This window comes from Hyphomonas sp., from assembly GCF_041398385.1.
Lineage (GTDB): Bacteria > Pseudomonadota > Alphaproteobacteria > Caulobacterales > Hyphomonadaceae > Hyphomonas.
The window spans coordinates 804,253-826,037 of the sequence record NZ_JAWKUW010000001.1 but is presented as its reverse complement, the minus strand read 5'-3'; the positions used below and the strand labels follow the sequence as shown (position 1 = coordinate 826,037).

Here is a 21,785-nt window from a genome sequence, read left to right as displayed (position 1 = left end):
CTCGTGGAAATTCCGGATTGCGGCCGCGCCCGCCTGCCGCCAGAACGGCATGACTGACGGGAAGGGAGACAGGCGCCGTGTGGCAGGTGTTCAGGATCTTGCGCTGGGTCACGCCCGTGGCGGTCATCGCCATGGTCGGCGCGCATTATCTCTGGCCGGCCGCCTTTCTTCCGGTCTGGGCCTTTGTCATGACCCTTGTGCCGGCCAATCTCGCCCTGTCGGTGGGCGCGTGGATCGGCAGGCGGTGGCGCCGTGACGCCGCCCAAGTCCGCGCCTGAGATCGCCGCCGATCCGGAGCTGTCCTACGCCTCCTATTTCGAGGATCCCGTAAAGCGCCGCTTCATCCGCGCGATCGAACGCCTCTCCGGCCAGCCCAAGCTGAAACAGCTCTACGCCCATTACCGCCAGCACCTCGCTGACGACGTGCCTTTCTTCGAGGCGGCCATCCGCCTCCTGGATCTCGACGTGCAGTTCTCTGCCTCGCGCCTCTCCGAAATCCCGAAGGAGGGCCCGCTGGTCGTGGTGGCGAACCATCCCTTCGGCGTGCTCGACGGCCTTGTCATCTGCTGGCTCGTCAGCCTGCGCCGCACGGATTTCCGGGTGCTGACAAATTCCGCCCTCGACGGCGTGCCCGAGGCGCGGCCGTTCCTCCTGCCGGTGGATTTCTCCGGCACGCGCGCGGCCGTCGCCGCCAATGTCGCCATGCGCCGGGCCGCGCTTGAGCATGTGAAGGCGGGCGGCTGTGTCATCGTCTTCCCCTCGGGCGGCGTTGCCACCACGCCGCGGCCCTTCGATCCGACGGCGGTCGACGATGAGTGGAAGCCGTTTACGGCCAAGCTCATCACCCACGCCAATGCCAGCGTCACGCCGATCTTTTTCGACGGCCAGAATTCACGCCTCTTCCAGATTGCGAGCCATGTCTCGCTGGAGCTGCGCCTCGCGCTCGTCTTCCGCGAAGTCAGGCGCCGCATGGGAAAATCCCTGCGCGTTGAGATCGGCGAAACGCTCTCGCCTGATGATCTCGCGGCGGCGGGCAAGCGGCACAACCTGATGGTATTCCTGCGCGAAACCACCTACGGCCTTGCGCCGGGCCGCATGCCCCTGCGATACACCGAAGCGTCGCGGCGCTTCATGGAGCGCAAGCCTCGCATATTCCGGTAGGGCGGAGGGAAACATGGACACAGATCTCGGGTCGGGCCTCGACACGGCCATCGAACATGCTGGCGCCGATGCGGCTGCGGGCGCTGGCAAGCCTGGCGGTCCCGTCACCGACACGAACTGCCTGAATTGCGGCGAGCCACTTGCCGGCGAGTTCTGCCATGCCTGCGGCCAGAGCGCCCATAGCGTGCGCCGCCCGTTCTGGGCGCTGTTTGCCGAAAGCCTCGAGACCCTGTTCTCGATCGACGGGCGCATCGCCCGCACACTGCCGGACCTGCTGCTGAAGCCCGGCAAGATGACCCGCGCCTATCTCGACGGCCAGCGCGCGCGTTTCATCCCGCCTTTCCGGCTCTATGTCCTTGCCTCGCTCGTCTTCTTCGTCGCGATGCCGCTGCTGATGGGGCACGGCCTGTCCTTCCTCACCGGCACGAAAACCGCCGATTTCGATGAGGCCCGCGCCGAAATCGAGCGGGCGCATGATGCGGGCGACATGACGGATGAAGCGTATGAAGTCGCGCTCGAATCCGTCGCAGCGGCGGAAGATGGCTGGAAAGAGGGCATTCCGGGGCTCGTCACGCCGGATCAGCCCGAAGGCGAAGCGGATGCAACCGGCGAAACGGCCGAAACCCTGCCTGGTGGCGAATGGGAAGGCCCGATCCCCAAGGAAGCGGCGGATGCCATCCGCGAAGCCAGTGCCAACGGAAACAAGGACGCCGCCCGTCTCCAGAAAGTGATCGACAATCCCGAGGAGCTGGGCGAGCAGACCATGCGCTGGATCCCGCGCCTCATGTTCGTGATGTTGCCGGTCTACGCGGCCCTGCTGGCGCTGACCTATCTCTGGCGCAGCCAGTTCCTCTATTTCGACCATCTCATCGTGTCGCTGCACTTCCACTCCGCCCTGTTCTTCGCCATGGCGTTGGGGGGTGCCTTGTCGCCGCTTATCGGGCTCGGCTGGGTGATCTTCCTGCTGATCATCTATTCCAACTGGTATCTCTATCGCATGAACCGCGTCGTCTACGGACGCGGCGCAATCACGTCGATCCTGCGGGTCATGACGCTCGATACGGTCTATTTCTGCGCCCTGATGAGCGGCCTCCTGCTGGCCGTCATTCTCGGCGCCCTGTCGCTCTGAGGCGGCCACGATGATCACGGAAGCGAAATTTCGAAAGATCGCCCTTGCGCTGCCCCACGCGCTCGAAAAGCCGCACTTCGACCGGGCCGGCTTCCGCGTCGACGTGCCGAAGGGAAAGATGTTTGTAACGCTCGCCGGTGACGGCAAGAGCTGCAATGTCTTCCTCGCCGTGGACGAGCAGGCGATGCTGACGGGCGCAGAGCCGGCCATTTTTTCGAAGGTTCCCAACAAATGGGGGGACAAGGGCGCGACGACCATCAGGCTCGCCGCGTGCGACGAGGCAACGCTGCGATCGGCGCTCATCATGTCGTGGCGTCATGCCGCCCCGCCGAAATATCATGGCGAACTGACCGTTTGAGCGGACGCAGAAAAGGCGTAGGCTGGCAGCATGCCCGATACGATCCCGCCGATTGACCCCCTTGCCGCCGCCCGCGCCCTTGCGCCAGAACTTGCTGCGCGTGCTGCAGAGATGGAAGACGCCCGCCGCCTGCCGGCAGACCTTGCGCAGAAGATGGCCGAGGCCGGCCTCTTCCGCCTTGTCACACCTGCCCGCTTTGGCGGCCTGGAACTGGATCCCCGCACGCTGGTCGAAACCGTGGAAATTCTGGCCGCCGCGAATGCCAGCGCCGGCTGGTGCGCCATGATCGCGGCGACCACGGCGATGAATGCGGCCTGGATGGCACCGGAGCATGCCGAAGAAATCTATGCCGATCCGATGGCCATCACCGGCGGCGTCTTCGCGCCCATGGGCCGGGCCGTGGTGGAGGAGGGGGGCTATCGCGTCACCGGCCGCTGGCAATGGGGCTCGGGCTCGGCCAACTGCACCTGGCTCTGCGGCGGCTGCACCGTCTGGGAGAATGGCGAGATGCGCCGCATGGCCAACGGCGCACCGGAAACCCTGATGGCGGTCTTCCCGGCAGGCGAGGCCACGCTCAACGACACCTGGCACGTCATGGGCCTGAAAGGTACCGGCTCCGGCGACATCGAGGTGAAAGACGTCTTCGTGCCGGAGGGGCGCACCTTGCGCCTTGTCGGCGGCGCGCCGCTGGAAACGGGCCCGCTCTACAAATTCCCGGCCTTCGGCCTGCTCTCGCTCGGCGTCACCTCGGTCGCCCTCGGCAATGCGCGCGGCAGCCTCGACACATTCCGCGACCTTGCCATCGCCAAGAAAAACCAGGGCTCTGCCAAGACCCTCGCCGAGCGCGCCACGATCCAGGCCGCCTATGCCGAAGCGGAAGCCAGCTGGCGCGCCGCCCGTGCCTATCTCTTCGCCGAGATCGACCGTGTGTGGGAGATCGCACAGCAGCCGGGCGAAATCCCCATGGAAATCCGGGCCGATCTGCGCCTTGCGTGCACGCACATGGTGCGCACCTCCGCCAATATCTGCCGTACACTGTACGACCTTGGCGGCGGCGCAGCCCTGTTCGAAACCTCGCCCCTCCAGCGCCAGTTCCGCGACGCTCATGCCGCGACCCAGCATATCGTCACCGCGCCCGCGACTCTCGAGCTCACCGGCCGCGTCCTCTTCGGCCTGCCCACAGATGGCGGCATGATTTGACCAGCCTGACGGTTCTCGTCGATGCCGATGCCTGCCCGGTCAAGGAGGAGGTCTATCGCGTCGCGCTCCGCCACGGCGTGCCCGTCATCATCGTCGCCAATGCCTATCTTCGCATTCCGGAGCATCGCCTCATTTCGCGCCAGGTCGTCACCGACGGGTTCGACGCCGCCGACAACTGGATTGCCGAGCGGGCCGATGCGGCAAGCCTCGTCATCACCGCCGACATATTGCTGGCCCAGCGTGCCCTCGAAAAAGGCGCCCGCGTCCTCTCGCCCACAGGCAAGCCCTTCACGGATGCCTCCATCGGCAATGCCGTCGCGGTCCGCGCCATCCATGCGGATCTTCGCGCGGGGCTTGGCGAGAACGCGCCGCGTGGCGCGCCGCCTTTCTCCAAACAGGACCGCTCGCGCTTCCTGAACGCGATGGAGGTCGAAATGGTCGCCCTGAAAAAGTCGGCGGGCGCCTGACCCGCTGACTTTGTCAATCTCAGGCTGGCACGGCTTCGCGCGGCTGCGCTGCCTTGCTGGTGCGGAACCCGTGATAGCCGGACGCCGCGATCTGGTCGCTCAGTATGCGGTAGACGTCGACGCCGCCGATATAGGCCATGAAGGTGCGCGGCTTTCCGGGTACGTTGGCGCCGATATACCAGCTGTTCGCCTGCGGGAAGAGCGTACTGTTCGCCACCGCCTCATTGTGCGCGGCCCATTCGTCTTCCGCCGCTTCCGTCGGCTCGATCGTGGCCAGCCCGTTCTTGCGCATCCAGGCGATGCAGTCGCTCACCCAGTCGACATGCTGCTCGATCGAGACCAGCATGTTGGAGAGGACCGACGGGCTGGACGGGCCGGTGATCGTGAACAGGTTTGGGAAGCCTGCGACGCCGATGCCCAGATAGGTGTGCGGACCGTTCGCCCATTTGTCGCGCAGGGCGAGGCCACCCTTGCCGCGAATGTCGACATTCATCAGCGCCCCGGTCATGGCATCGAAGCCCGTGGCGAACACGATGGCGTCGAAGGCTTCCTCGCCGGCCCCCGTGCGGATGCCGTTCGGCGTGATGCACTCGATGGGCTGCTTGCGCACATCGACCAGCGAGACATTGTCTCGGTTGAAGGTCTCGTAATAGTTCGAATCGAGACAGGCGCGCTTGGTCGCGAAGGGATACGAGTCCGGCATCATGGATTTCGCCGTTTCCGGATCCTTCACCCGTTCGGCGATCTTTTCACGGATGAAATCCGACGCCCAGTCATTCGCCTGCTGGTCGGTCAGCGTGTCGGTATAGGCGCCCGACAGGGCCGTCAGGATGCCCGTTTCCCACGCCGCCTCATAGGTTTTCCGCCGCTCTTCCGGCGACACCATATGCGCCGACAGCATTGCACGCGGCGGGTCCGGAATGCCGGCCGGATGGTATTTCTGCGCCTCGCGGTATTCGCGGTAATGCTCCTTCATCTCGGAAATTTCCGAATTGGTGAGCGGCCGGTTGCCGGCAGGTAGCGAGAAGGCGGGCGTGCGCTGGTAGACGGTCAGCTGCTTTGCCTGCTCGGCAATCAGCGGGATCGACTGGATCGCGGAGGAGCCTGTGCCGATCACGGCCACACGCTTGCCGGTAAAGTCGACGCCCTCATGCGGCCATTTTCCGGTGATGTAGGTCGGGCCCGCGAAACTGTCGGCGCCCGCAATATCCGGCGCCTTCGGCACCGACAGGCAGCCGGTCGCCATGATCAGATATTGCGCCGAAATCGCCTCGCCGCCATCGGTATAGACAGTCCAGCGTCCGGTCTCCTCATCGTATACGGATCGTGTCACGCGCGTGCCGAAGGTAACGTCCTTGCGCACGTCGAACCGGTCGGCGACATGTTCCGCATAGCGCAGGATCTCCGGCTGGGTCGCATATTTCTCTGACCACACCCAGTCCTGTTCCAGTTCCGGCGAGAAGCCATAGGAATAGGCCATGCTGACGATATCGCAGCGCGCGCCCGGATAGCGGTTCCAGTACCAGGTGCCGCCGACGCCATCGCCCGCCTCGATCACGCGCACCTTGAGCCCCATCTCGCGCAGGCGGATCAGCTGGTACATGCCGGAAAAGCCCGCGCCGACCACCACGGCATCGGCCTCGGAGGACGTCGCAAGGTGGCGCACGATCTGCTCTCCGGCAAACTCGACGGCCTTTGCCTGCGCCGGCAGCATGCCCGGCATGGCGAAGAAATTGTGCATCTGCCGGTCGAACTGTTTGAACACCACCGGTACGCCCGCCGCGCGCAGCTTCGCCGCATAGGCCTCGCTCTCTTCGCGCAGCACGTCGTATTCCGCGGTGATCATCACCGCCGGCGGCAGGCCGGCAAGATCGTCCGACCGCAGCGGTGAGGCATCCGGCTTCAGCCGGTCCGCCGTGTCCGGTGCATAATGCTCCCAGAACCATTGCATCAGCGGCGTGTTGAGCAAGAGCTGGTTGTTCGGGTCGGCATAGCCGGGCGTCGCCATTGCACCGTCCGTCACCGGATAAACCAGCAGCTGCAGCGCAATCTCCGGCCCGCCCGCGGCCTTCGCCTTCTGGCAGACGATCGCGGCAAGGTTGCCCCCGGCACTGTCCCCGCCGACCATCAGCGGCACGTCCGCCCCGGCCAGCGCCTTCACATTCGCCTTCGCCCAGAGAAGTGCATCCCAGGCATCATTGGGCGCGGTCGGATACCTGAACTCCGGCGCCTTGCGGTAATCCACCAGCAGCACGGTGCAATTCGTCCGCTCCGCCAGCTGGCGGCCCAGCGTGTCATACTGGTCGATGTCCGACAGCACCCAGCCGCCGCCATGATAATAGACCAGAACGCCGTTCGACCGGGCCGACGGCTTCAGGCTGCGGGCGCGGAAGCTGCCGCCGTCGCTCGTCGGAATGTCGATTTCCCTCACCTCGGCCATGTCCGGGCCTTCGGGATAGAGCGCCGCGATGGCCCCGCCCACCATCCGGGCTTCAACTGGGTCCATCTCGTGCAGTCCCGGTCCGCCGGCGGCCGCCAGCTGCGCCAGCAGCGCCGTTGTCGCAATGTCGAGATTCATGGCGATGTTCCTCCCTGATTTTTTCAGGAGTATTGCGCCACACCCGTAAGGTGACAATCCGCAACGCCGGGGAAGGGGCCCTCAAATTCGGGAAGGGCACCGTTGGTCCCCTGGTTCCACCGATTTGCGCCATGCATTGACAGGAGCTCGGATTTTCATCCAACTCGGCGGCGTGGCGTGGAGATGACAGACATGCGGGTCCGGTTGCTGGCGCTTGCTGTGAGCGTAGTGGGCTTTACAGGGGCGTGTTCCAGGCCGCCGCCGCAGACGCCCGATCCGGTGCAGAAGATATCGCTTCCTCCGACGAGGGTTTATGACGCCGCCGCGATTGACCCATCGGCCGACGCCTGCACAGATTTCTACCAATATGCCTGCGGCGGGTGGGAGACGAGCCATCCCCGGCCGGCCGATTCCGGCAGCTATTACAGGTCATGGACGCAGTATGCGCGCGAGGTCGACGACTATGTGCGCCAGCTGATCGAAGCAGCCGGGTCCGGCGCCGCCGCCGGAGAGGACGAGCGGAACGTCGCCACATTCTTCCAGGCCTGCATGAATGAGCCGGCGATCGAGGCGGCGGGCCTTGCGCCCTTTGCGCCGCTGTTTTCAGAGATCGACGCGCTGGACTCCGCTGCAGGTGCCGGGGCGGCCCTCGGCAAGGTGTCCGGCCGGCTCAAAAAAGATTTCTATACGAAGTTTCCGCTGCTGCGCCTGTCGCCCTGGGCCGATCCTTCGGAAGGCGGCGCGCTGACGCGCATCTTCGTCAGCGGCGACGTGATCGGATTTCCGGCACAGGATTACTATATCGATCCGGGCGAGGAGGCCGCCGCGCTGCGCGCTGCCTATGTCGCATACCTCGCAGGCACACTGACCGATCTCGGCTATCCGGAACCAACGGCTCAGTCCTTTGCTGAGCGGATCCTTGCACTGGAGACCGCGATTTCCTCTGCGGGCCAGTCTGCGGCCGAGGAAAGGAATGAGGCGGCCGGCGCTGACGGGCTCGCAAGCCTTGAAGACGTGGCGGCGGCCTATCCCAATATCGACTGGGCCGGACTGCTGGCGCAGCGGGGCGCCGATCCCCTGCCGGACGCGGTGTTCATCGCCGACGCCGAACAGATTGCGGTCGTCAATGATTGGATGACGGACGAAAATCTTGACGTCCTCAAAGCCTATCTCAAGCTGGCACTTGTCGTCGACTACAACGCCGTCATGCCCGCGACATTCCGCAGCCGGAATTTCGATTTCTTCAGCAGGAAGGTGAGGGGACACGAAAAACCCCCGCCACGCTGGCGCACCTGCGTCGGCCTGACCAAGGTGGTGATGCCGGAAGCCGTCAGCCGCATGTTCATCGCATCCACCGGCATCGGCGAAAGCAAGGCCGCCTCGCTCGGCGTCTTTGCGGACATCCGTGACGAAATGCACCGCCGCATCGACACTGCAGACTGGATCGGCGACGACACGCGCGCCGCTGCGCTGGCAAAGCTCGGCCAGCTTCGGGCGAGCTTCGTTGCCCCCGATGCCTGGCTCGACGATCCCGCCCTGAAAGCCGTTCCGGACGCGGCGGCCGCAACCGCCCTGGACTTTTCAATGTCCCGGCGGCTGCGGGATTTCGCCCAGGCCGGCACCCCGATGGACATCAATGACTGGTTCGATCCGCCGATCTATGTGAGCGGGTTCCAGGTCAACGAGACCAACGCAATCTATGTCACCGCGGCCCAGATGCTGATGCTGGACATCGGCTCCGGCGACCTTGCGGTCGAGTATGCCGGCCTCGGCGTGTTTGTGGCGCATGAACTGTCGCACGGCTATGACCGGCTCGGCAGCCAGTATGACGGCGCCGGGCGCACGCGCGACTGGTGGACAGAAGCCGACGGGCAGGCCTTCGACGGCCGCATGCAGTGCATCGCCGAAGAAGCCTCGACCTATGCCTATCCGTCCGGCGACCCGGTCAATGGAGCCCTCGTCGTCTCGGAAGAAGCCGCCCAGATGACGGGGCTGGACCTTGCCTACGCCGCCTTCCAGCGGGCGAGGGCGGGCAAGCCGCTGCCCGAGCGCGATGGCCTGACGGCCGACCAGCGCTTCTTCACCGCCGCCGCGCAGACCTTCTGCATTCAGGCCTCTGAGGAAAGCTGGCGCTTTATCTCCAGTTCGGACAGCCATATGTGGGGCGCGCCCGGCATCAACATGGTGATGAAAAACTCGCCGGCCTTCGCCGCCGCCTTCAACTGCAAGGCAGGCGACCCGATGGTGAAACCGGAAGCGGACGTCTGCCGGACCTGGTGATCCGGGTCAGCGGCGGGCACCTGAAAATCATAGGCTCATCTGGCTCTGCGTCGTCAGGGCCACCAGCTTGCCTTCCGCCGTTTCGATACGGGTCTGCCAGACCTGGAGGCGGCGGCCGGTGCTGATGGGGGTCGCGGTCGCTGTTAGGACCGTGCCTGCCGGGGCGGCGGCGATCAGATTGGTCTTGCTCTCGGTCGTGGTCGTGCCTTTGGCGCCTTCAGGCAGGTTGAGGAAGGCGCCGAGGGCGCCGGCACAGTCGGCCAGCGTCATCAGGAAGCCGCCATGGGCGATGCCGCCGGCCGTGCAGAGGTCGGCTCGCACGGTGGCGGTCACGCTGACCCGGTCCTTTGTGGCGCCGGTGACTTGAAGGCCGATGACCCCGGCAAAGGGCATGGCGGCGGCGAGGGCGGACAGCTGGTCTGGGCTCATGGCGTTTCATTCCTGGGGGTACTTGGGGGGTGCTGCACCGTGTCCGGAGCCTTGCCGGAGCCTCTGCGGAGGATTTTCCGGAGTGCCGGCGCGGCGCAAAATTCTGCAAACACGTCACTCTTTCCCACACCCCGCTGTGGGACAAGCCGTCACCGCGGGGCAGGGGCGGACACTTGCCCTTAACGCCTGAAGTGCTAGAGGCCGGACATGAACGGCATCACACTCCACAAGGGCGACCTGCCGGCTGGCCTCGATTTCGGCCCCGTCGTCGCCATCGACACCGAGGCCATGGGCCTCAATCTGCAGCGCGACCACCTGACCCTGGTGCAATTGTCGTCCGGCGACGGAACGGCACATCTGGTGCAGCTGGGCCGCGATTATGACTGCCCGAACCTCAAGGCGCTGCTGACCGATCCCAAGGTCGTCAAGCTGTTCCATTTCGCCCGGTTCGACGTGGCCATGATGCGCCGCTGGCTGGGTGTGGACTGCGCGCCGATCTGGTGCACCAAGATCGCCTCGCGCCTCGCCCGCACCTATACCGACCGGCATGGCCTGAAGGATGTCGCCCGTGAAGTCGCCGGGGTGGAGCTGTCCAAGGCGCAGCAGAGTTCCGACTGGGGCAGTGCCGAGCTGAGCGATGCCCAGATGCAGTATGCGGCCTCGGATGTGCTGTACCTGCACCGGATCAAGGAGGGCCTCGAGGCCATGCTGGTGCGCGAGGGCCGGATGGGGCTCGCCCAGGCCTGCTTCGACTTCCTGCCCGTGCGGGCGCGGCTCGACCTGGAAGGCTGGGCCGGCGAGGACATTTTCGCGCACAGCTGACAGAACTGTCATGCCTTCGACGCTTTTGTTGCAGACATATCGAAGGTAAACACTGCAAGTTCTTGCACAGGTTCCGCCGTTTTTCATGGATGTAGCAACGCATCACGACCCGGTCTCCCTCTGGGCCCCCCGCCGCCAGCTCACGCTGGCGCAGGCGCGCCGGAGGTCGGAACGTGTGCGCCTTCTGCGAATGGCGTTTGTGGCCTGCGCGGCGATTTCCATCGGGTTTTTTGCCGGTCACATCATCAAGAGCGCCCTCAGCCGCGATGCGGCGCCCGTTCAGGTTTCGGAGGACGAAACGGTGACGATGCTCAATCCACGCTTCACGGGGCGGGATTCAGCGGGGCAATATTTCCAGATTACGGCAGACGCCGCGCGGCGGCGGCGCACGGAGGACCAGACGGTCGACTTGGTCGGTCCGGTCCTGCGCGATGAAACGGGCAGCGAAGTGCGGGCCCCGTCGGGCATGTACAATCGCGATGCCGGCATTCTCGAACTGTATGAAGACGTGCGCATCAGCGATAATACGGGCTATACGTTCCGTACTACCGGTGCGCGCGTGCATGTCGGGGAAGGGCGGGTCGAAGGCCTCTCGCCATTGGAAGGCACCGGTCCCCTTGGCGATATCCGTTGCGACTCGTATGAAGTTCTGGAAGACGGAAACCGGATTGTCTGCAAGGGCAATGTCCGGACAGTGATCTATCCCGCGCCCGCGGAAGAGGCGCAGACAGGTGAAGGTGAAACAGATGGCTCCCACTAAGGTATTCGGGGCACTGGCCGCGCTGGCGTTTCTGGCTGCGCCGGCCTTTGCGCAGATTTCGTCGGAAGGCGGGCCGATCTATATCAATTCGGACCGTACCGAGAGCCTTGAGCGCGAGCGCAAGGTGCTGCTGATCGGCAATGTCGACATCCAGCAGGGCACCGCCCGCCTTCGTGCCAACCAGGTCACGCTGGTCTTTGCGGGCAAGCAGGGCGGCAATGGCCCAAGCGGCCTCGGCGGCAGTTTCGGCCAGATCCAGTCGATGATCGCCGAGGGCGAGGTCTTCTATGTCACCCCCGAGCTGAAAGCCAAGGGCAACCGCGGCGTCTATGAAGCTGCGGCAGACACGATCACCATGACCGGCGAGGTCGCCCTGATGCGGGGCCGCGACGTTGCTGAGGGTGAAACCCTGAAACTGGAGATCGGTAACCGGCGCACGACGCTCGATGGCGGCACCGGCCGCACCCGCATGATGATCGATCCGGATGCCCAGGGCGGCGAGACCAATTAAATTTGAAAAGGATCGTGAAACCGATCTTAAGCATATCAGATTAAGCAGGAACCGGGGCAACAATTCCCCGCAATGCAAGGGATTCCAACAGAGATGACCGAGTCGGCCGAAGGCCTTGTCGCGAAGAATATTGCCAAGTCCTTTGGCAAGCGACAGGTCGTGCGCGATGTGTCTCTGTCCCTGCAGCGTGGAGAAGTGGTTGGCCTGCTTGGACCCAACGGGGCCGGCAAAACGACCTGCTTTTACATGATCATGGGCCTGATCGGTGTCGATTCGGGAACCATCTCGATCGACGGCGAAGATGTAACCCGTCTTCCGATGTATCAGCGCGCACGCCTTGGCGTGGGCTATCTTCCGCAGGAGGCCTCGATTTTCCGGGGCATGACGGTGGAAGAAAACGTCATGGCGGTGGCAGAACTGGTCGAAAAAGACCGCGCCGCCCGTATGGCACAGGTCGATAGCCTGCTCAGCGAACTGCATGTGGAACACCTGCGTGGACAAGCCGCCACTTCCCTTTCCGGGGGTGAACGGCGCCGCGTGGAAATTGCCCGTGCGCTCGCTTCCCGTCCGAGCTTCATGCTACTGGACGAACCGTTCACCGGTATCGACCCGCTCGCCATCTCCGACATTTCCGAACTGGTCCGCTATCTCAAGCAGCGCGGCCTGGGCGTCCTGATCACGGACCACCAGGTGCGCGAGACGCTTCAGATCGTCGACCGGGCCTATGTGATGTATGATGGTGAAGTCCTCTTCAACGGCACGCCTGAAAGCGTGTTGAAGAACGAAGACGTGCGCCGGGTCTATCTGGGTGAACAGTTCGCCGCTTGATCGAAGGGCGCGGGCTAGGGAATGAAACAGTCACTCGACATGCGCCAGGGCCAGTCCCTGGTAATGACGCCGCAACTGCAGCAGGCGATCAAGCTGCTTCAGCTTTCCAACCAGGAACTTGCCGAATTCGTCGAGGCCGAGATCGAGCGGAATCCGCTGCTGAACAAGAGCGAGGAAAGCGACAGTCCGTCTTCGGAAGGCGAGGAGCCGAAGCGCCGCGAACAGTTGTCGCTGGACGATTCTTCCGGCCTCGGAGAAGCGCGCGACCAGCTCGATGCGCCGGGTGAAGATGTTTATGAGCCGGGCACCGGATCGGATGCGGCCATGCCGGCCGGGGCCTCCGGCCCGTCTGCCAAGGCCGACTGGTCGGGTATCGGCGGCGGCAATGGCGGCGGTGAAGATTATGATTTCGCTGCCAATCTGTCCTCGGATGTCACCCTGCATGAGGCGCTGCACGAGCAGCTGAACCTTGCGGGCCTTTCCAATGCTGACCGCCTGATCGCGGCGCGTCTGATCGACGAAACGGACGAGGCCGGCTACCTGCGTGCTCCGCTCGAGGATATTGCCGAAGCGCTCGGCGCCGATGTCGCCAATGTCGAGGCGGTGCTTCATGTGTGCCAGGGGTTCGAACCGACGGGCGTGATGGCTCGCTCCATTCCGGAATGTCTCGCGCTGCAGCTGAAAGAGCGCGGCCGCTACGATCCGGCCATGGAGGCGATGATCGAGAATCTCGCCCTCGTCGCCAAGCATGACCTGAAGACGCTGTCGGACCTTTGTGGTGTCGGCAAGGAAGATCTGATGGACATGATGGCGGAGCTGCGCCAGCTCTCGCCGAAGCCCGGCGCCGGCTTCTCCAGCGATACCACGGTCGCCGTCGCCCCTGATGTCTTTGTCCGTGAGCTGCCGAATGGCATGTTTGCTGTGGAACTGAATTCTGACACGCTGCCGCGCGTGCTGATGGACAAGGCCTATTATGCCGAAGTCACGGCCCTGCCGATGCGCGACAAGGAAAAGGAATTCATTTCCGAATGCGCGGCCTCTGCCACCTGGCTGATCAAATCGCTGGACCAGCGCGCGCGCACCATCCTGAAAGTTGCAAGCGAGATCGTGCGCCAGCAGGACGCCTTCTTCGCGCACGGCGTCGCGCACCTGCGCCCGCTGAACCTGAAACAGGTTGCGGACGCCATTGAGATGCACGAGTCGACTGTTTCGCGCGTTACGACCAACAAATACATGTCGACCCCGCGCGGCATGTTCGAGCTCAAATATTTCTTCTCCGCCGCCATTCCGGCCACAGGGGGAGGGGAGGCCCACTCGGCCGAAGCCGTCCGTCACCGGATCAAGCATCTGATCGAAAACGAGGATAAGGACGAGGTCCTCTCCGATGACCAGATCGTCGAAATCCTGACCGGCTACGGCATCGACATCGCCCGCCGCACGGTCGCGAAATACCGCGAAAGCCTGAACATTCCGTCCAGCGTGCAGCGCCGCCGGATCAACCGCGCTAGTTAGCGCAGGCAGCCTCCGGCGCCACTTCTTCGGCGCATGCAAACATGTCGTTCAGATAGGCCGCCAGTCGCACGCCGCCTTTTGAGAGCTGCTGGCGCAGCGGGGCACGGGTGGCGTAGATGTATTCCCATTTCAGGATCTGGTGATCCGGATAGATCGTGTCGCGCAGTGCTGCGCTCTCATCAATCCACTGCTCCGGTTGGGCGACAGACCAGACAAGCAGGTCTTCCGTGGTGATCTTGCTTGTCAGCCAGTCCGTCCATTCCGTGTACGACAGTTCCTCATAATTGATCAGGTCTTCGTCCCAGACCGCGTGCAGATTGGTGAGCTTGTCGAAGAAATAGCACGTGAAGAAATTGCCGCCACGGTCCTTGCCATTGCCGGCGTGAAGCGGCTGGTGCAGGTCGCCGACGATGTGGATGATGAAACGCAGGGCCAGCTGGCGATCTTCCAGCGAGGCGGCTGGGTCGGCTGCAATCGCGCGGAATTTGGCGAGCGCGGTCATCGCGTCGCCTTCTGGCGGAGCGCCGACTTCGTGATAGTGCTGGCCTTCAGGCACGGTCACATAGTGCCAGGGATTGGCTTCCGAGCGCCAGAAATCGGACGGGTCCGAGCGCATGAAGTCCGGCCAGTCGGCGGCCTCGGCCATGCCTTCCGGACCCAGAATATCTTTGACGGCCGCGGCGGCTTCGTCGGTGAGATACCGGTCTGCAATTTCGGCGACGACGCGGTGGCCCGTCTTGCCCCACGCAAAGGCGGGGGAGGCGGCGGCGCAGGCGAGGATCAGGCTGAGGATCAGGCGGTGCATGGGAAGGTCTCCGGGAGTAAGGGGGATCAGGAGGTGGCGAGGAGGGCGTCGACCTCGCGGCGTGACGGCAGGCTGGGCTGGGCGCCGGGGCGCGTGCAGGAGAGAGCGCCGGCTGTGACGGCAAAACGCAGGGCCTCGTCCGGTGCGCGGCCTTCCAGCAGGGCGACCGTCAGCGCCGCCGTGAACGTATCGCCCGCGCCGACCGTGTCGACCACATGCACCTTGGGCGGGGCGGCAAGGGCGATATCTTTCCCCCCCCGCCAGAGCACGGCGCCTTCTGCGCCCAGCGAAACCGCGACAAAGGCACCGGACGCGTGCAGCCGGTCGCCATAAACGGCGGCCTCGGTCTCGTTGACGCTGATGAGATCGGCCTCGGCCAGCAATTCGTCCGGCACGGGCAGGGCAGGGGCGAGGTTCAGGCTGACAAAGCCCGTCGCGCGCCGCATGGCCGCGATCAGGACCGGAACGGGCACTTCGAGAACGCCCATCATGTGCTCGATCGGCAGGAAATCGACATCGTCCGGACGCAGGGAATTGTTCGCACCGGGGCAGACGACAATCTGGTTTTCACCATCAGCAGAAACCGCGATCAGGGCCGCGCCGGTCGTCTCGCCATTGATGTGGGATACATTGGAAAGCTCGACGGCGCCCTCCTGAAGCAGGTGCAGGGCTTCGGTTGCCATATCGTCCGCGCCGACCGCCCCGACCAGCTGAACCTCCGCGCCGAGCCGCTTTGCAGCCAGTGCCTGGTTCGCGCCCTTTCCGCCGGGGTGGCGGGCGAGGCGGGCATTGGTCACGGTTTCGCCGGGCCGGGGCAGGTGCGGCCCCGTCGCCACGATGTCGAGATTGATGGATCCGACGACAGTGATCATGCGGCCTCCAGTATCCGTTCAATCAGGCCGAAGAATTCATCGGCATCGGCCGCGGTCACCCAGTCATGCGGGCCGCCGGCAGAAAAATCCGGGCAGGTCTGGCCAAAGCGGTCGCCGGCGTCCGTCACCACGCTGACCGTCGCAGCGCGCGTCTCGAAGATGTGCGGGGCGAGCAGCCAGGCGACCGTCGACGGGTCATGCATCGGTGATTTGCGCCCTTCCTTCCAGCGGCCCTCAAGTGCGTTTCCAGCTTCCAGCAGGCGCACCATGATCGAGGCCTTCTCGGATTTCAGCGCTTTCAGGCGGTCAATGCGCGGCAACTCGGCGCGCACCGTATGGGTCACGTCGAGGCTCATCACCGTCGCCGGAATGCCGGAATTGAACACGATGGCCGCGGCATGCGGATCGGCAAAGACGTTGAACTCGGCCGTCGGCGTGATATTGCCGCCCTCGCTGTCCGCGCCGGCCATCAGGACAAGCCGTCCGATGCTGGCGGCAATCGACGGGTCCAGCACCAGCGCGGCCGCGATATTGGTCATCGGGCCGGTGACCACCAGGATGTATTCCTGCGGCTTTGCCGCGCCCAGTGTCTTGATGAGGTGGCTGACGGCGTGTGCGGGTTCCAGCGGGCGGTCCGGCTCGAACGGGTCGAGCCCGGCAATGCCGCTGTCGCCGTGGAAGTCTTCTGCCGTGACCGGCGTGCGCAGCATCGGGCCGGGGCAGCCGGCAAAGACCGGCACGTCCATCCGGTCCATCAGCTGGCACAGGATGCGTGCGTTTCGGCTGGTGAGGCTCAGCGGAACATTGCCGGCGACCGTTGTGATCGCGCGCACGTCCAGCTGCGGGCTCAAGAGGGCCATCATCAGCATGACGGCATCGTCGACGCCGGGGTCGCAGTCGATGATCAGGGGAGGGGGGGCGTAGGTCAGGATCTTGCCGCTCTCAGTTCGGCGATGGCCTCAAGGAAGGGCTGTTCGAGGGGCGGGCTCTCCATGGGCTGGCCGAGCGCCTCAAGCGCCATGTCCGCGGTGACGCGCTGCTTCTTCCGCCCCACCAGTCGGGCGATCATGCGGCTCGTGGCAATCGTGCGCCCGCCGGAAACGAAAGCGTGGCGAAAGCACATATAGGTGCCGTCCCAGCCGACCATCTGGGTCTGCACCTCGAATGCCTGCGGGAAGCTGATCGAACGGAAATAGGTTAGCGATTCATGCTGGATAACCGGCACCCAGCCATGCTTGCGGAAGACGCGCATGGTGCCGGAACGGCCCATGAAATTCATGATTCCGAGGTCCGTGAACGAGGCGTAGCGCGAATTGGTCATATGGCCGAGCATATCATGGTCGCCGATCCAGACCTTCGAGCGGATCGTGTGCACGTCCATGAAATGGGTGCGCTCTTTCGAGAAATAGGAAGCCAACAGGATCCGAAGGAGCCGGAAAAACAGGTTCATGGGGCCGGGGCTACTCCTGCACAGGATACAACACATGACGGCAAGGCGCCCCGTAACGCACAAGGCGCTGCGGCCCAACCCTCCTTGTCTGACTATGCGTTGCGCCGCGATGAATTCAAGCCGCTACCCGCAACGGGACCATGGCCCAAAAAAAGAGGGGCCAGCTTTTGGGCCGGCCCCGTCAAACAGTTTAAGATGGAGAAGCACCAAAACAGTTGCTTCACCCTGCCTATGCGCGAGCGGCAAAAAGAGTTCCCGCATTTCGCAGAAAAAGCTTCAGGTTCCGGGTTCCTGTCAGTTGCCTGTATGAGGCCGGCGGCTGAACAGGATCAGCAGGGCGACGAGGCCGATGGATGTGCCCTGGCTCGAGAACAGCTCCAGCATGACGGCGAAGAACCAGGACGGCAAATTGGTGCGTGACTGGGCCTCGGTCAGGATATTGCCCGAGCCCAGACCCAGCAGTTCTGCATTGGCCGCATCGATGCGGGCCTGCAGGTCGTCGCGGCGTTTGGCGAGGCCGAGTTCGTTCTGGGCGTCGCGATAGGGCTTCTGTTCAGTCCGTCCGACCCGCTCGACTTCCGCGATGTAAGCCTCCAGCCCTTCGACTGAGCGGGTTTCGGGCGGAATGCCCTCCAGCTGGCGGCGCCAGTCGGTGATCTGGGCTTCGAGAATGTCCCGGTTGGTGCCCGCGCGCGTCAGTTCGGCGGCGGCGGCCTGGTTGTTGGCGGAGATATAGGCTTCCGTGCCGATGATGGAGGTCGCCATGCCGGCAAGGGCGAAGAGCAGGGCGCGCCAGCCTTCCTTCATCCGCTTGTTGGCCGTGTGCCAGTAGAAGAAGGTGAAGCCGCCGAACGAGATGACCGCCGCGATCACGCCGGTCCAGCCCCAGACATTCGATTGCAGTGGGTCGGCGACCGAACTGGAAAAGGACTGGTAGTTGGCAAAGCCCGAAAGGCCCGCTGCGGCAAGGCCCGCGCAGAGAAATACCAGCGAAAGCAGGGCGATGATCAGCTTCTCGCCGTTAAAGGGCTTCTTTTCTTTCGGCTTGGGCGGCGGAAAGCGGACATCCATGCGGTCGGAATGGTCGAGCGTGTGGACCTTTGGTTTCTGTTTCGCGAGGGCGCGGCCGGGCCGGATCGGGGCTGGGCTGAAGTCTGCCGTCACCGGTTCGGGAGGAGGCTCATCCTCATGAATGATCTCTGCATCGAGTTCCGGAATGGCCGGGAGCCGGTCGCGCGCGGCGTCTTCCTTCAGGCGGATCAGGTCAGCGAAACTGCCATGGCTTTCGCAGGCGCTGCACCAGAATGTGCCGAGGTGCGGATGCAGGATGAGCGTGTTGTCGCCGGACGCGCGGCAGTCGGCCGTCAGGTCGCAGGTCGTGCGGACTTCGGTTTCGTCCTGGCTCGCGGAAAAGTCGATGCCGAGCTTTTCGAGCTGTGCGATTTCCCGAAGAAGGCGCTCATCCGCCATGAAGACTGCCCCCGCTTGAATCCGGCATTCCCGCTGGCCCTTGTCTATCCGAAACAGATTTCCTGCGTCACCCCTGCGGTACACGCAGCTTTGCGCTTTACCCCGTTGAAACACCGCTTAATTATGTCTTAACACGGTGTGCCGGAGAATGCCGGCATGAGCCTTCGCGGCCGCGGAGGCGAGGAGGGAAAGAAAACCATGACACTGCCGCGCTCGCTCGCGATTCCGAAAACCTGGAAGACGTTTAACTTCGCCAGTTTCTTTTCGGCGTTCGGATATCCTGTCCTGGGGGTGGCGCTGTTCGTGACCATGGCCCTGCTGGGCATTTTCCTGAGCGCGCTGACGCTGCACTGGTGGTATTTCGCGATTGCCGCGGGCGTCGTCGCGTTCACGATTTTCGTGTGCAATGCCGGCATCGGTCCGCTGCACCGCATCCTGCAGCACCGGGCGGGCGAACTGGCCGTGCCGGGACAGATCATGACGATGGTCAATCTGATGATCGCCATGCAGGGCAATGTGAAGGACTGGGTGAACTATCATTCCCAGCACCACCGCTTTTCGGACAAGCCCGGCGACCCGCACAACCCGTTCGAATCCAAGCGCTGGGCCTGGGTCGGCTGGATCCTGTGGCGCGACAAGAAAGATACTGCGCGCCCCCTGGCGATCTGGCTGAAGAACCAGCCCGTGATTGTCTGGATGGACCGTTTCTACAATGAAATCAGCCTTGTCATCCATTTCGTGATTCCGGCGATCGTCTACCTGATCGTGTGGGCAGCGGGCGGCTCGCTGGTGCTGACGGCGCTGATCCATGCGAGCGTGGTGATCGGCCGGGCGATCCAGTTTCACGCGACGGTGTATGGCATCAACGTGCTGGGCCATCTGAAGACACCGGTCTGGGCTGACCACATGATCGGGCTGCTGACGGGCGGGGAGGCTTTCCACGACCATCACCATGACCAGCCGGTGAGCGCGCTGCACCGCCCGCGCAAGGGCGTGTGGAACCGGATCGTGGACTATAACGGCTCTATCCTCCTCGCGATGGAGAAGATTGGCTGGGTGCGTAATCTGAAAATCGCACCGCAGTTCGCGTGACATTTGATGCGGATAAGATCCGGAATATTGTAGGGAAAACAATCGGAAGCGGTCCGAACTGATTTCGGACCGCTTTTTTGTTGCGGCTGGCTGGGAACGTGCCAGACGCCGCCTTGCGGGTGGTGGATGGTTCGCTATAGATGGGGCCACCGCGCCAACCGCCGGACCTGGCCTCAGGTTGGCCCTGTACAATCGGACAGACCATTTTCGGGGGCAGACAATGGTTCAACTGCGCGTAATTGCCATCGCACTTCTTTGCGTATTCCTCATTCCACTGAACAGTCAGGCACAGGGGTTTGAAGAACGCTATTCCGGCACACTGCAATGCCCCGGCGGCAATGAAACTGTCCAACTGCACCTGCACTACAATGACGGGCTCACAGCAGCTACAGGCGACGCAATTTACCAACTCTCCGGACGCCGGGGAACGCGCAATCTCGTGCTGCGCTCGGACGATGGAACGCAGTTCACCGCGACTGGCGAGCACGCGGGCAGTGCGCCCGTCACGATCACTCGTTCGGCCAGCGGCTATGTCAATTTCCAGAGCCCAGCAGATTACTGCCCTGGACAGGCCTGTCTCGACCTGCAGCGCGGCTCCATTGATACCACAAAGTTCCATCCGCTGCCCTGGATCGGCAAGAGACCCGACACGGTCATCGACGGACGCACCTTCTGGGATGTGCTGGAGCTGACCTCTGACGAACAAACCGATGCAGAGTATACGGCGAATTGGAACGCCCTGATTGAGGGGTGCACATTCGAGCCGGTTACGGTGGACTATTATGTCAACAACGACACGCTCAGCCGGATATCGCATCGAAAATTCATCGTCGCAACGGAAGGGACATGCAGCGACGGGCGGATTATCAAGGCCTATTCGGAACGCTCCGGCCTGCTTTTTGCGCACACGGACCTGCCAAGCGAGAGAGACCGCGTCGTCACCTGGCGCGGCAATGCCTGCCTGCAGAAGCCGGACGCCGAATCCTTCTTCTATTGCGATGTGCAGGATGGCGGACTGATCTGCCACGTCGAACGGGCCGATCCGTCCTTTTCCTGTGCCTCGCCTGCGCCGGAGATCGAGCGGCGCATTTCCTTCCGCAAGCAGCTCCAGTCAGAGCCTGTCTGCAGACAGGAGTGGAACTTATGTGCAAATCCGGTCTGGCGTCCGGAAGATTCCGTATTTGGAAGTTGCATGGGTGCGAGCGGTGCCTACGAAACGGTCTGCAGCGGCGGTCCCGGAACGGCCAGCCTCATCGGCCCGCCGACTTCCCTCACGCTGCCTGAGGAACTGGCTTTTGCGCAGGGCGCGGCGGCCAGCACCCCCCTGACCGCAGACACCATGATCGAAGTCCTCGATGCCTCCACTGGACATACCATCCTCGTGCCCGCCGGGCGGTTGGCGGAGCAGCGCCTGCAAGCCGCCGAAGCGGAACGTCTGGCCGCACAGAAGCGTGAGGAGGAACTTGAAGCCTACAGGAAAGCCTACGCCGCCAACCGCGCCGCGGAAAAAGCCGAGGAAGAAGCCAGGCATCAGGCTGAACTCGAAGCGGAAAGGGCAGAATTGGACCGCATGCTGAAAAGCGGCGGCGTCCCGGCGCCTCTGGCCGGTTATGCGCAGTTCACAATGACGGCCTATGTGGGGCAGGTCAAAGAGCCGGCCGGAAAAAAAAAGCTGGCACGCAATGTACGTCCGCTATGACAACACCGATCCGGCGCACGCCTTTGAAGGGTTCACATATTTCGGACTGGGCGCGACGGTGGGCGGCAATGATTGCGCGGGTCTGTTCAGACTGGCCGACGGCGCGGTCGACCCGGACAGTCTGGTCTATTTTGATCGCGCCGCCTGTCCGGCCGATGTTGTGGTGACATTCGAAAATGACCGGCCGGTCATGAGTCTGCGTGGCCCGAACGGCAGGACAGGCGATGCGCGAGCTCTAACCCCGACGCCTCCAGCCGTGACGGGGGCCATTCCCATGCCGGACAGCTGGGACAAGATCGTGGCCCAGTACACTCAGAACTAAAGGCGGGGTGGCGACTTCGCGCTTGCGGGCGGAAACAATC

General features: G+C 63.7%; 22 protein-coding genes. 15 read left to right on the top strand and 7 right to left on the bottom strand.

What is annotated here, in order from left to right; translation table 11 throughout:
• Positions 1 to 77 precede the first annotated feature (77 nt).
• The 6 genes from R3C13_RS04065 to R3C13_RS04040 are packed head-to-tail and all read left to right on the top strand — an operon-like array spanning position 78 to position 4,315.
• Positions 78 to 278 carry a hypothetical protein gene (locus R3C13_RS04065; RefSeq protein ID WP_371309513.1) on the top strand — a complete coding sequence of 67 codons (201 nt, stop codon included), beginning with the start codon at positions 78 to 80 and terminating at the stop codon, positions 276 to 278.
• On the top strand, positions 253 to 1,161 hold the full coding sequence (locus R3C13_RS04060; RefSeq protein WP_371309512.1) for a lysophospholipid acyltransferase family protein: 909 nt from the start codon (positions 253 to 255) through the stop codon (positions 1,159 to 1,161). Before R3C13_RS04065 ends, R3C13_RS04060 begins: the two co-directional genes overlap by 26 nt.
• Positions 1,162 to 1,174: 13 nt before the next feature.
• On the top strand, positions 1,175 to 2,290 hold the full coding sequence (locus R3C13_RS04055) for a DUF3667 domain-containing protein (RefSeq protein ID WP_371309511.1): 1,116 nt from the start codon (positions 1,175 to 1,177) through the stop codon (positions 2,288 to 2,290).
• A 10-nt stretch (positions 2,291 to 2,300) separates the two neighbouring features.
• Positions 2,301 to 2,648, top strand: coding sequence for an MmcQ/YjbR family DNA-binding protein (locus R3C13_RS04050; RefSeq protein ID WP_371309510.1), 348 nt, complete (start codon positions 2,301 to 2,303; stop codon positions 2,646 to 2,648).
• Positions 2,649 to 2,678: 30 nt separating this feature from the next.
• Entirely contained in the window at positions 2,679 to 3,848 is a 1,170-nt protein-coding gene (locus R3C13_RS04045; protein WP_371309509.1) for an acyl-CoA dehydrogenase family protein, read from the top strand.
• Between the two features lie 5 nt (positions 3,849 to 3,853).
• A complete protein-coding gene (locus R3C13_RS04040; protein WP_371309644.1) occupies positions 3,854 to 4,315 on the top strand; it encodes a YaiI/YqxD family protein in 462 nt (153 codons plus the stop codon).
• A gap of 19 nt (positions 4,316 to 4,334) precedes the next feature.
• Here the strand turns inward: R3C13_RS04040 and R3C13_RS04035 are convergent, their stop codons facing one another.
• Complete coding sequence (locus R3C13_RS04035; protein ID WP_371309508.1) at positions 4,335 to 6,893, bottom strand: alpha/beta hydrolase fold domain-containing protein; 2,559 nt, start codon at positions 6,891 to 6,893, stop codon at positions 4,335 to 4,337.
• Between the two features lie 192 nt (positions 6,894 to 7,085).
• Between R3C13_RS04035 and R3C13_RS04030 the strand changes: the two genes are divergently transcribed.
• Positions 7,086 to 9,173 carry a M13 family metallopeptidase gene (locus R3C13_RS04030; RefSeq protein WP_371309507.1) on the top strand — a complete coding sequence of 696 codons (2,088 nt, stop codon included), beginning with the start codon at positions 7,086 to 7,088 and terminating at the stop codon, positions 9,171 to 9,173.
• Positions 9,174 to 9,200: 27 nt separating this feature from the next.
• Here R3C13_RS04030 and R3C13_RS04025 read toward each other — a convergent pair whose 3' ends face one another.
• Positions 9,201 to 9,602 (bottom strand): PaaI family thioesterase, encoded by a 402-nt coding sequence (locus R3C13_RS04025; protein WP_371309506.1) that lies wholly within the window; start codon positions 9,600 to 9,602, stop codon positions 9,201 to 9,203.
• Positions 9,603 to 9,809: 207 nt separating this feature from the next.
• On the opposite strand from R3C13_RS04025, the gene R3C13_RS04020 reads away from it, so the two are divergent.
• The 5 genes from R3C13_RS04020 to rpoN all read left to right on the top strand — a co-directional run bounded on the left by R3C13_RS04020 (position 9,810) and on the right by rpoN (position 14,035).
• Entirely contained in the window at positions 9,810 to 10,424 is a 615-nt protein-coding gene (locus R3C13_RS04020; protein ID WP_371309505.1) for a ribonuclease D, read from the top strand.
• 85 nt (positions 10,425 to 10,509) lie between these two features.
• Positions 10,510 to 11,184 carry an LPS export ABC transporter periplasmic protein LptC gene (gene lptC, locus R3C13_RS04015; protein WP_371309504.1) on the top strand — a complete coding sequence of 225 codons (675 nt, stop codon included), beginning with the start codon at positions 10,510 to 10,512 and terminating at the stop codon, positions 11,182 to 11,184.
• Positions 11,171 to 11,695, top strand: a complete 525-nt coding sequence (locus tag R3C13_RS04010; RefSeq protein ID WP_371309503.1) for an LptA/OstA family protein — start codon at positions 11,171 to 11,173, stop codon at positions 11,693 to 11,695. The genes lptC and R3C13_RS04010 overlap by 14 nt, the downstream gene beginning before the upstream one ends.
• Positions 11,696 to 11,788: 93 nt before the next feature.
• Positions 11,789 to 12,523, top strand: a complete 735-nt coding sequence (gene lptB, locus R3C13_RS04005; protein ID WP_371309502.1) for an LPS export ABC transporter ATP-binding protein — start codon at positions 11,789 to 11,791, stop codon at positions 12,521 to 12,523.
• 21 nt (positions 12,524 to 12,544) lie between these two features.
• On the top strand, positions 12,545 to 14,035 hold the full coding sequence (gene rpoN / locus R3C13_RS04000; RefSeq protein WP_371309501.1) for an RNA polymerase factor sigma-54: 1,491 nt from the start codon (positions 12,545 to 12,547) through the stop codon (positions 14,033 to 14,035).
• Here the strand turns inward: rpoN and R3C13_RS03995 are convergent.
• From R3C13_RS03995 to R3C13_RS03975, 5 genes are all read right to left on the bottom strand, one after another.
• Positions 14,028 to 14,840, bottom strand: a complete 813-nt coding sequence (locus R3C13_RS03995; protein ID WP_371309500.1) for a S1/P1 nuclease — start codon at positions 14,838 to 14,840, stop codon at positions 14,028 to 14,030. The two genes, rpoN and R3C13_RS03995, sit on opposite strands and share 8 nt — an antisense overlap.
• A gap of 26 nt (positions 14,841 to 14,866) precedes the next feature.
• Positions 14,867 to 15,712 (bottom strand): ribokinase, encoded by an 846-nt coding sequence (locus tag R3C13_RS03990; RefSeq protein ID WP_371309499.1) that lies wholly within the window; start codon positions 15,710 to 15,712, stop codon positions 14,867 to 14,869.
• Complete coding sequence (locus R3C13_RS03985) at positions 15,709 to 16,614, bottom strand: nucleoside hydrolase (protein ID WP_371309643.1); 906 nt, start codon at positions 16,612 to 16,614, stop codon at positions 15,709 to 15,711. The genes R3C13_RS03990 and R3C13_RS03985 overlap by 4 nt, the downstream gene beginning before the upstream one ends.
• 23 nt (positions 16,615 to 16,637) lie before the next feature.
• Positions 16,638 to 17,162: a thioesterase family protein gene (locus tag R3C13_RS03980; protein WP_371309498.1), complete on the bottom strand. Its 525-nt coding sequence runs from the start codon at positions 17,160 to 17,162 to the stop codon at positions 16,638 to 16,640.
• A 294-nt stretch (positions 17,163 to 17,456) separates the two neighbouring features.
• On the bottom strand, positions 17,457 to 18,632 hold the full coding sequence (locus R3C13_RS03975; protein ID WP_371309497.1) for a hypothetical protein: 1,176 nt from the start codon (positions 18,630 to 18,632) through the stop codon (positions 17,457 to 17,459).
• A gap of 198 nt (positions 18,633 to 18,830) precedes the next feature.
• Here R3C13_RS03975 and R3C13_RS03970 point away from each other — a divergent pair, with 198 nt between their 5' ends.
• From R3C13_RS03970 to R3C13_RS03960, 3 genes are all read left to right on the top strand, one after another.
• Entirely contained in the window at positions 18,831 to 19,724 is an 894-nt protein-coding gene (locus R3C13_RS03970) for an acyl-CoA desaturase (RefSeq protein ID WP_371309496.1), read from the top strand.
• A 220-nt stretch (positions 19,725 to 19,944) separates the two neighbouring features.
• On the top strand, positions 19,945 to 21,423 hold the full coding sequence (locus tag R3C13_RS03965; protein ID WP_371309495.1) for a hypothetical protein: 1,479 nt from the start codon (positions 19,945 to 19,947) through the stop codon (positions 21,421 to 21,423).
• On the top strand, positions 21,407 to 21,745 hold the full coding sequence (locus R3C13_RS03960) for a hypothetical protein (protein WP_371309494.1): 339 nt from the start codon (positions 21,407 to 21,409) through the stop codon (positions 21,743 to 21,745). The genes R3C13_RS03965 and R3C13_RS03960 overlap by 17 nt, the downstream gene beginning before the upstream one ends.
• Positions 21,746 to 21,785 lie beyond the last annotated feature (40 nt).

What these genes read in the sequence shown, in the direction of transcription:
- R3C13_RS04055 (WP_371309511.1), top strand. Translation starts at nt 1,175, where the DNA reads ATGGACACAGATCTCGGGTCGGGCCTCGACACGGCCATCGAACATGCT.
- R3C13_RS04050 (WP_371309510.1), top strand. Translation starts at nt 2,301, where the DNA reads ATGATCACGGAAGCGAAATTTCGAAAGATCGCCCTTGCGCTGCCCCAC.
- R3C13_RS04045 (WP_371309509.1), top strand. Translation starts at nt 2,679, where the DNA reads ATGCCCGATACGATCCCGCCGATTGACCCCCTTGCCGCCGCCCGCGCC.
- R3C13_RS04035 (WP_371309508.1), bottom strand. Translation starts at nt 6,893, where the DNA reads ATGAATCTCGACATTGCGACAACGGCGCTGCTGGCGCAGCTGGCGGCC.
- R3C13_RS04030 (WP_371309507.1), top strand. Translation starts at nt 7,086, where the DNA reads ATGCGGGTCCGGTTGCTGGCGCTTGCTGTGAGCGTAGTGGGCTTTACA.
- R3C13_RS04025 (WP_371309506.1), bottom strand. Translation starts at nt 9,602, where the DNA reads ATGAGCCCAGACCAGCTGTCCGCCCTCGCCGCCGCCATGCCCTTTGCC.
- R3C13_RS04020 (WP_371309505.1), top strand. Translation starts at nt 9,810, where the DNA reads ATGAACGGCATCACACTCCACAAGGGCGACCTGCCGGCTGGCCTCGAT.
- lptC (WP_371309504.1), top strand. Translation starts at nt 10,510, where the DNA reads ATGGATGTAGCAACGCATCACGACCCGGTCTCCCTCTGGGCCCCCCGC.
- R3C13_RS04010 (WP_371309503.1), top strand. Translation starts at nt 11,171, where the DNA reads ATGGCTCCCACTAAGGTATTCGGGGCACTGGCCGCGCTGGCGTTTCTG.
- lptB (WP_371309502.1), top strand. Translation starts at nt 11,789, where the DNA reads ATGACCGAGTCGGCCGAAGGCCTTGTCGCGAAGAATATTGCCAAGTCC.
- rpoN (WP_371309501.1), top strand. Translation starts at nt 12,545, where the DNA reads ATGAAACAGTCACTCGACATGCGCCAGGGCCAGTCCCTGGTAATGACG.
- R3C13_RS03995 (WP_371309500.1), bottom strand. Translation starts at nt 14,840, where the DNA reads ATGCACCGCCTGATCCTCAGCCTGATCCTCGCCTGCGCCGCCGCCTCC.
- R3C13_RS03990 (WP_371309499.1), bottom strand. Translation starts at nt 15,712, where the DNA reads ATGATCACTGTCGTCGGATCCATCAATCTCGACATCGTGGCGACGGGG.
- R3C13_RS03980 (WP_371309498.1), bottom strand. Translation starts at nt 17,162, where the DNA reads ATGAACCTGTTTTTCCGGCTCCTTCGGATCCTGTTGGCTTCCTATTTC.
- R3C13_RS03975 (WP_371309497.1), bottom strand. Translation starts at nt 18,632, where the DNA reads ATGGCGGATGAGCGCCTTCTTCGGGAAATCGCACAGCTCGAAAAGCTC.
- R3C13_RS03970 (WP_371309496.1), top strand. Translation starts at nt 18,831, where the DNA reads ATGACACTGCCGCGCTCGCTCGCGATTCCGAAAACCTGGAAGACGTTT.
- R3C13_RS03965 (WP_371309495.1), top strand. Translation starts at nt 19,945, where the DNA reads ATGGTTCAACTGCGCGTAATTGCCATCGCACTTCTTTGCGTATTCCTC.
- R3C13_RS03960 (WP_371309494.1), top strand. Translation starts at nt 21,407, where the DNA reads ATGTACGTCCGCTATGACAACACCGATCCGGCGCACGCCTTTGAAGGG.